The 7540-nt window shown below is 60.5% G+C and carries 6 protein-coding genes; 4 read left to right on the top strand and 2 right to left on the bottom strand.

Features of this window, described 5'->3' with window-relative positions; all coding sequences use genetic code 11:
• Window positions 1-17: 17 nt before the first annotated feature.
• The 4 genes from ACWGS9_RS30670 to ACWGS9_RS30685 are packed head-to-tail and all read left to right on the top strand — an operon-like array spanning window position 18 to window position 6460.
• The gene (locus ACWGS9_RS30670; protein ID WP_454508756.1) at window positions 18-1517 is read left to right on the top strand and encodes a type I restriction-modification system subunit M; all 1500 of its coding nucleotides are present in this window, start codon (window positions 18-20) and stop codon (window positions 1515-1517) included.
• Window positions 1507-2685, top strand: coding sequence for a restriction endonuclease subunit S (locus ACWGS9_RS30675; RefSeq protein ID WP_454508757.1), 1179 nt, complete (start codon window positions 1507-1509; stop codon window positions 2683-2685). The genes ACWGS9_RS30670 and ACWGS9_RS30675 overlap by 11 nt, the downstream gene beginning before the upstream one ends.
• Window positions 2682-5726, top strand: a complete 3045-nt coding sequence (locus tag ACWGS9_RS30680) for a type I restriction endonuclease subunit R (protein WP_454508758.1) — start codon at window positions 2682-2684, stop codon at window positions 5724-5726. The genes ACWGS9_RS30675 and ACWGS9_RS30680 overlap by 4 nt, the downstream gene beginning before the upstream one ends.
• A complete protein-coding gene (locus ACWGS9_RS30685) occupies window positions 5726-6460 on the top strand; it encodes a M48 family metallopeptidase (protein ID WP_454508759.1) in 735 nt (244 codons plus the stop codon). The genes ACWGS9_RS30680 and ACWGS9_RS30685 overlap by 1 nt, the downstream gene beginning before the upstream one ends.
• Before the next feature lie 114 nt (window positions 6461-6574).
• On the opposite strand, the gene ACWGS9_RS30690 is transcribed toward ACWGS9_RS30685, so the two are convergent.
• Together ACWGS9_RS30690 and ACWGS9_RS30695 are read right to left on the bottom strand one after the other, a co-directional pair.
• On the bottom strand, window positions 6575-6982 hold the full coding sequence (locus tag ACWGS9_RS30690) for a conjugal transfer protein TraD (RefSeq protein WP_454508760.1): 408 nt from the start codon (window positions 6980-6982) through the stop codon (window positions 6575-6577).
• A gap of 1 nt (window position 6983) precedes the next feature.
• Complete coding sequence (locus tag ACWGS9_RS30695; protein ID WP_454508761.1) at window positions 6984-7310, bottom strand: conjugal transfer protein TraD; 327 nt, start codon at window positions 7308-7310, stop codon at window positions 6984-6986.
• Window positions 7311-7540 lie beyond the last annotated feature (230 nt).

A 7540-nucleotide genomic window follows, 5' to 3' on the forward strand; every position in this document is an offset into this window, starting at 1 on the left:
GGGTGTATTTCCAATTCATGTCGACCCTCTCCCAGCAAAGCCTCGAACGCCATTTGTGGCAGGCGGCGGACATCCTTCGCGGCACCGTCGATGCGGCCGACTACAAACAGTACATTTTCGGCCTGCTGTTCTTTAAGCGGCTCTGCGACGTATGGGACGAAGAGTTCGAGAACCTGCTAGCCGAGACCGGCGACCGCGAGGAAGCTGCTGATCCCGACGAGCACCGCTTCCACATCCCCGACGAACACCGCTGGGATGCCATTCGGCGGCAATCAACGCAGATCGGCCAGCGGCTCAACAATGCCCTGAACGCCATCGAAGACGCCAACATCCGGCTGCGCGGCGTGTTCGGCGATGTGGACTTCGCTAACCAGGATCGCTTTTCGGACGCCCTGCTCGAAAAGCTGCTCGCGCATTTCGAGAAGCACCGGCTGCGCAACGCCGATGTGCCCGCAGACATGCTGGGCAATGCCTACCTCTACCTTATCAAGATGTTCGCCGAAGGCGCGGGCAAGAAGGGCGGTGAGTTCTACACGCCGCGCCAGATCGTCCGGCTCATGGTCGAGATCGTCGAGCCGCGCCCCGGCATGTCGATATACGATCCCACTTGCGGCTCTGCCGGCATGTTGCTGGAGGCGGTGCAGTATTTGAAGGACCGGGGCGAGGATGCCCGCACCTTGTCGCTCTACGGGCAGGAAAAGAACTTCGCGACATGGGGCATCGCCGAAATCAACCTTTTCCTCCACAACGTGGACGATGCCTTCATCGCCAAGGGCGACACGATCCTTTCCCCTAAGCGGTATGACCCCAAGGCACGCGAGTTCGTTGAGGGCATCGGGGCCTATGACCGGGTGCTGGCAAATCCACCGTTTTCCGAGAAGGTGTGGGGCTACGAGATCTGGCAGAACGGCGATCCGTTTGGTCGCGATGTCTATGGCTGCCCACCCAAGGGGTACGGGGACCTAGCCTTCGTCCAGCATATGCTCGCCAGCCTGAAGGATGACGGGATGTTGGCGGTGGTGGTGCCGCACGGCGTGCTGTTCCGTGGCGGGGCCGAGGGGCGGATCAGGGAGGCCATGTTGGCGGCAGACGTGATCGAGGCGGTGGTGAGCCTTGCTCCCAACCTCTTCTACGGAGCGGGCATTCCCGCTGCCGTGCTCGTGTGCCGCAAGAAGAAACCCGCTGAGCGCCAAGGCAAGGTGCTGATCGTCAACGGTGACGCCACTTTCCAGCCTGGCAAAGCGCAGAACTTCCTGACCGATGAGCATGTCCACACGCTGGCCGAGGCGGTCCACGCCTTCGCCGACATTGAGAGGCTGGCCCGCGTCGTTCCGGTCGATGAGATTGCCGCCAACGGTCACAACCTCAACATCAGCCGCTATGTGCAAATCGGCGCGGATGCAGAAACCGTCGATCTCGCGGCGCAAGTCGCCAATCTGGAAGACCTGATCACCAAACGCAACGAGGCCGAGGCCGTGATGTTCGGGCACCTTAAGAGGCTTGGCTATGTCGGGTGATTTGCCGGACGGCTGGCGACGCGTCCGACTGGGCGATGTTTTCCGCGAGCGAAAACAAAGGGGCCGTGCGGGCTTGCCGGTCGCGTCAGTCAGCATTGAGCATGGATTGGTTCTGCGATCATCGCTCGATAGGCGAGTTCAATCCGACCTCCCGCCGGAAGGTCACTCTTTGGTTTGTAAGGGGGATATCGCCTACAACATGATGCGAATGTGGCAGGGAGCCTGTGGTCTAGCGCAGGCCGATTGCTTAATCAGCCCGGCCTATGTGGTTATGACCCCAACAGAGGAAATCGAGCCGCAGTTCGCAGACAAACTGCTGCGATCCCAGCCGGTGATCAGGCTGCTGCACGGCTATTCGCAGGGCATCGTTGATGACCGCCTGCGCCTGTACCCAGACGCTTTTGCGCAAGTCCCGATAAGCCTTCCGCCCCTCGACGAGCAGCGGCTGATCACCGAGGTGCTACGGTCTGTGGATGACGCGATTGCGGCGGCGCAACAGGCTGCCGAACAATCGCGCGCGTTGCAGTCATCGCTGATCACTGCACGATGCTTCGGCCATGGCTTTGAGATGGTCCGCCTTGGAGATATTCTCGCAGACATCCGATACGGAACGTCTGTCAAATGCGACGCCAATGAAGCCGATGGCTATCCAGTGTTGCGTATCCCGAACGTGACCAATGGGCGGGTTGAACTGGACGACCTTAAATACGCTTCCGTTTCGGATGCCGACTTGCGTCGTTTCGGGTTGGGAGCGGGCGACATTGTGGTGGTGCGGACCAACGGAAACCCGGCCCATATCGGTAGAAGTGCTCTGATTACTGACGTAGCCGACACCTGGCTGTTCGCATCCTATCTGATCCGGATGCGCTTCGATGCTCGCAGGGCATGGCCTCCCTATGTCTACGCGACATTGAACTCCCAGCCCGTACGCGAAAAGCTATTCAAGGCGGCGACGACATCAGCAGGCAACTACAACATTAACACCGCAAGCCTGAAAGGGATTGCAATCCCGCTGCCCGACCTCGAAACGCAGCATCAAATTGGCGAAGTCATCCAACTCGCGACAGAGGTCGCAAATGCCTGCGAAAACGAGGTGAAACAGAAACAGCGGGTGAGAGCCAGCCTTATTTCCGACTTCCTTTCCGGTCGTGTGCGGGTGCCTGCATGAGCGAATACCGCCTCACCGAGCAACCTGCGCTCGAAGTGTTGGCGGCGCTTGGCTGGCAGCTGCTGTCCCCAGCCACCGCCTTGGCGATGCGGGAGGAGGAGAACCGCGTCATCCTTAGGCCCGTGCTGGTGGAGGTGCTGCGCGCTTTAAACGGCATCAGCGGGGAAGATGCCGAGGCAATCTACAACGATCTTGCCATCCTCTCCGACAACGAGGAATGGCAGCGCAAGCTGCGCGGCGGCTATTCCCGTCGGGTCGCCGGCGAAAACCGCGACCGGCCCATCGCGCTGATCGATTTCAAGCAGCCGGGTCGCAATCGTTTCCACGTCACGAGCCAGTTCCGCGTCGCGGCCCAACGTGCTCGCGTATCAGACATCGTTCTGTTCGTGAACGGCATCCCGCTGGTTGTGATCGAGGCCAAGTCGCCGCTCAAAGCCACTGCCAAGGCCGACGAAGCCTTCGAACAGATCAAGCAGTATGAGCGGGATATCCCCCGGCTGTTCTATCCCAACGCCTTCAACCTTGTCACCGATGGCATGGTTACGCTCTACGGCGCAACAGGGGCTACCTCGCAGTTTTATGCCGGGTGGCCTGATGCCTTGCCGCGCCAGCGCAACGATTTCCCCGACGACCTCGCCAAGGATTTGTGGTGTCTGTGCGAGCCGTCGCGCCTGCTCGATCTCTTAGCCCATTTCATAGTGTTCGAGATCGACCCTGAGACGGGACGCAAGATCAAGAAAATCTGCCGCTATCAGCAGTTCCGCGCAGTTAACAAAGCCGTTGAGCGCGTTGCGGAGGGCAAGCATCGCAAGGGGCTGATCTGGCACACGCAAGGTTCGGGTAAGAGCCTGACCATGGTGTTCCTGGCCCTCAAGCTCAAGACTCATCTGACGCTCGACGCGCCGAGCCTCGCCAACCCCAACCTCCTCGTGCTGACCGACCGGATCGACCTCGATGACCAGATCAGCAAGACCTTCGTCGCCTGCGCCCTGCCGAACCCCACGCAGTGCGGATCAGTGGCGGCGCTGCGCGAGGCGGTAAACCGAGGTGGTAACGGGCAAATCCTGCTCTCCACCATCTTCAAATTCGCCGGATCGAAAGACCCGATCCCCAACTCGGCCAACTGGATCGTGCTCGTGGACGAGTGCCATCGCACGCAGGAAAAGGACCTGGGCGCTTATCTGCAGGCGACGCTGCCTGATGCGCATTTCTACGGCTTCACCGGCACACCCATCAAATCAACCGACAAGGACACTTACGCCCGGTTCAGCATCGCGGGCGAAGGTTATCTCGACAAATACGGGATCGATGACGCGGTGCGCGACGGCGCGACCGTGCCGATCCTCTATGAAGGCCGCAAAACCGACTGGGCGATCAACGAGGCTGAGATAGACATCCTGTTCGACAGATGGTTCGTGGACCTGCCTGACGAGAAGCGTGAGGAATTGAAGCGCAAGGGCCTTACGCTGGCCACCATCGCCAAGCATCCGGAACGCATCCACCTGATCGCTCTCGACATCTGGGAGCACTTCAAAACCGTCTGCCAGCCAGACGGCTTCAAGGCTCAGATCGTGGCCGTGGATCGCGAGGCAGTGATCCTCTACCGCACCTCGCTTTCTGCCGTGATCGCCGCCGATCTGGAGCTTGGTGGCATGGATGGCGAGGATGCACGGGCCAAGGCCGATGCTATGATCGCCTGCGTCTATTCCAAGAGCCAGGAGGATAACAAGCCCAGCGAGGACGACGAGGTCGCCGCGCTGCGCGTCGAACTTGAGGCACACTATCTCGATGATGCCGCCGAAAAAGAAGTGAAGAAGCGGTTCAAGGCGTTCGGACCGGAACCGAGCTTCCTGATCGTCTGCGACAAGCTACTGACAGGCTTCGACGCGCCCATCGAGCATGTCATGTATCTGGACAAGCCGCTGAAGGAGCACAACCTGCTTCAGGCCATCGCCCGGACCAACCGAACCTGCGCGATCAAGCTGCCGAACGGTGGCGAGATCGAGAAGCCCAACGGGCGCATCGTCGATTACATCGGCGTCACCGCCCACCTCGACGAGGCGCTCCAATCCTATCGCTCCGAGGATGTCGAGAACGCGATGCGTGACATCGCAGTCTTGCGGAATGATCTCAAGGAAGCCCACGCCCGCTACCGCGCGCAGAAGCGCGCCATGGGGCTGGAGGGCATGAATGAGAAGGCCGCCGCCTATGTCGCCGCTAAGCTAGCAGCCGGTGGACAGGAGGACGACTGGTTCGACCTTCAGCGTCTGACCCGGATTTTTATCAAGGTCTATGGCAACTTGTCACCCGACCCGGCCATCCTTGAGTTCACCGCCGAAGTCAAATGGGCTTCTACTTTCTTGCGGCTGGCGACGCAGGCGATCAGTAAGGACGAGAGCCTCGATCATCGGAGTTATTCGGGCAAGATCAGGGAGATGCTGGAGCGGCACGTCCATGTCACCGGACTTTCGACGACGATCCGCCTGCGCAACATCACCGATCCGAATTTCGCCGACGACTTCGCCACCGAGGGCAAGGCCGAGCCGGAATTGCAGGAGGCGTTCGTGCGCAAGTCCGCCGAGCTTCGCCGCGTCACCCGCGAACTGGTGGACAAGAACCCGGCGCAGTATGGACGCTTCTCCCAGCGGGTGCTGGAGATCATCCGCCGTTTCGAGGAAGGTCAGCTCGCCGCCTCCGACGGCCTGCGCGAGTTCGAGGGGCTGACAGGCGACATCGAGGCAGAGCAGGGCGCGCACGCCGAGCTGGGTATGGACGAGAACGCCTTTTCCATCCTGCGCGTCATCGAAGCCATCGTGCCCAATATCGACCATGCCACCTTGCAAGACGCGGCCATCGCCATCGGTGCAGTCTATTCCGAGGCCGCCGCGACGCAGCCCGCCTTCGCCCATATGGAGGCGTTCTTGCGTTCCTTGCGCCAGAAGGTCCGGCGTATCCTGACCGATCATGGCATCGGCGAGACCAAGGTGATCCGCGAGAAGGTCGAGGAGTTCGCCATCCATGCCTATGGGGGCGCTGCCTGATGCCGACGCTCCAGATAGGCCGAAAGCAAATCCCATACGAGCTTCGCCGCTCGGCTGCAGCATCGGAACGCCGCATCACCATCACACCGGGCCATGTCGAGGTGTTGGCCCTCACCAGCGACGACGACCGCGACATTGCAGGCTTTTTGAAGCGCAAACGGCGGTGGGTCTTCGACACCGTTCGCGAGATGGAGCGGATCACCTCCGACCGGCATGCCGTGCCTCGCTTCATGACTGGCTCGAAGATACTCTTTCGGGGCCGCCGCATGCGCCTCACCGTTCGACGCACTGATGGCGAGCGGATCGAACTTGCTTTCCGAAACGGCTTCATAGTCGATCTTCCGTCGTGGGCAGACGGCGATGCCGACAAGCTCGTCGCGCGCGAACTCAAGCTGTGGCTAAAACGATGCGTTCGGCGTGACGTGAGGGAGATTGCGGCTGGCTATAAGGCCCGGTTCGGACTTTCGCCCCGCTCGATCCGCGCCGCCGATTTCGCAAATGGCTGGGGATCATGCGGCGCTGAGGGCAACATCCTCCTCAATTGGCACCTCGTTTTCGCTCCCAAGAAGGTGCTGGAGTATGTCATTGCCCACGAGCTGACCCATCTTCGACACCGCTCGCACGGGCCGGCATTCTGGGATTTCCTGCGAACGATTGCGCCTGACTTCGAGGCGTCGAAGGCATGGCTGGACGCCAATCAAGGAAGTCTGAGCGCGGAGTTCCTCGATATCTGAACAGATAGCGTACGCAGAATGCTGCTTGGCGTCGAAAACGCCCCCTAAGTGGGGGTTAAAGGTGCAGCCAGCGGTGCAGCCAGCCGTAATTGCCTTCAAAAAAATACAACCAAATCAAACAGTTAGGAAATTTATATGGCGGAGAGGGAGGGATTCGAACAGGTTGCCGCCGACATCTCTCAGGGTGAAACAACCCATTTCACACTGAAGCGGCTGTTGGCCGAGTGTGACCAATGGACGGCTTCGCATCGCCCGCCGCTCGCCTACCACCGCTATGTTCTCTGGCTCTTTTGATCTTCGTGCCATTCCGCAGCGAAAGCACGCTTCCCCCTTCGCATCCCACAGGTCTCGGGCATGCTCGCCTTCATGGCTCTGCAGCTTCGCGGCGATCCAGAGAAGCGCGCCGTATATTGTAGGGCGATCATCGGCGGTCAGATCAACGATGCCTGCCTTGACGACGAGGCCCCCGAGTTCAATCAGATGTCGCGTGCGCTTGCGGCGCTCGACCTGCCAGGTGCGCATGTCATTGCGAGCCAGAGCCGCTTGCCGGCGATTGTGTGTTGCCCGATTGCGCTGCAGCGCTGCGGAGGTTGCGCTGAGATGCCGGAGCAGTTCGCCGGGACCTGCTCTCGAAAAACGTCACCCCACGCTTGGCCCATGCCTCACGCTTTGCGGGGTCTTTCGTTTCGGCGATGGCTACTAGCGCCCCGGCGAGTTCGTCGGTGCTGAGTGCATCGGCCCCGGTGGCGATCACCAGTTCGCCGAGTTGCTGTACCTTTCGCATTTTGAGCTCTCTCGCCTTATCCTCGAGCGCCTTCAGCTCCGCGTCGAAGTCCCGTGGTTTGCGCATGTGCTGTCTCCATGGATTGTCGATGTTGGCAATGATAAGGGAGCGCCTGCCGCAAGGCTCCAGGCTTGCCGAGACAGCCCGGGACGGGCTGGTCCATCCCGAGAATTTTTCGAGGGAGGGCGCGCTTATACGTCGTGCCGACGTGCGCTTTGACGTGCAAATGGTGGAGTAGAGATGAAGCGCTACTTCCCCTTTCGGAGACAAGTTTCTCCATCCCTCTCCCCGAACCG

This window comes from Mesorhizobium sp. Arg314 (assembly GCF_053714275.1).

Coding starts and splice junctions, on each gene's coding strand:
- ACWGS9_RS30670 (WP_454508756.1), top strand. CDS start 18: ATGTCGACCCTCTCCCAGCAAAGCCTCGAACGCCATTTGTGGCAGGCG.
- ACWGS9_RS30675 (WP_454508757.1), top strand. CDS start 1,507: ATGTCGGGTGATTTGCCGGACGGCTGGCGACGCGTCCGACTGGGCGAT.
- ACWGS9_RS30680 (WP_454508758.1), top strand. CDS start 2,682: ATGAGCGAATACCGCCTCACCGAGCAACCTGCGCTCGAAGTGTTGGCG.
- ACWGS9_RS30685 (WP_454508759.1), top strand. CDS start 5,726: ATGCCGACGCTCCAGATAGGCCGAAAGCAAATCCCATACGAGCTTCGC.
- ACWGS9_RS30690 (WP_454508760.1), bottom strand. CDS start 6,982: ATGCGCACCTGGCAGGTCGAGCGCCGCAAGCGCACGCGACATCTGATT.
- ACWGS9_RS30695 (WP_454508761.1), bottom strand. CDS start 7,310: ATGCGCAAACCACGGGACTTCGACGCGGAGCTGAAGGCGCTCGAGGAT.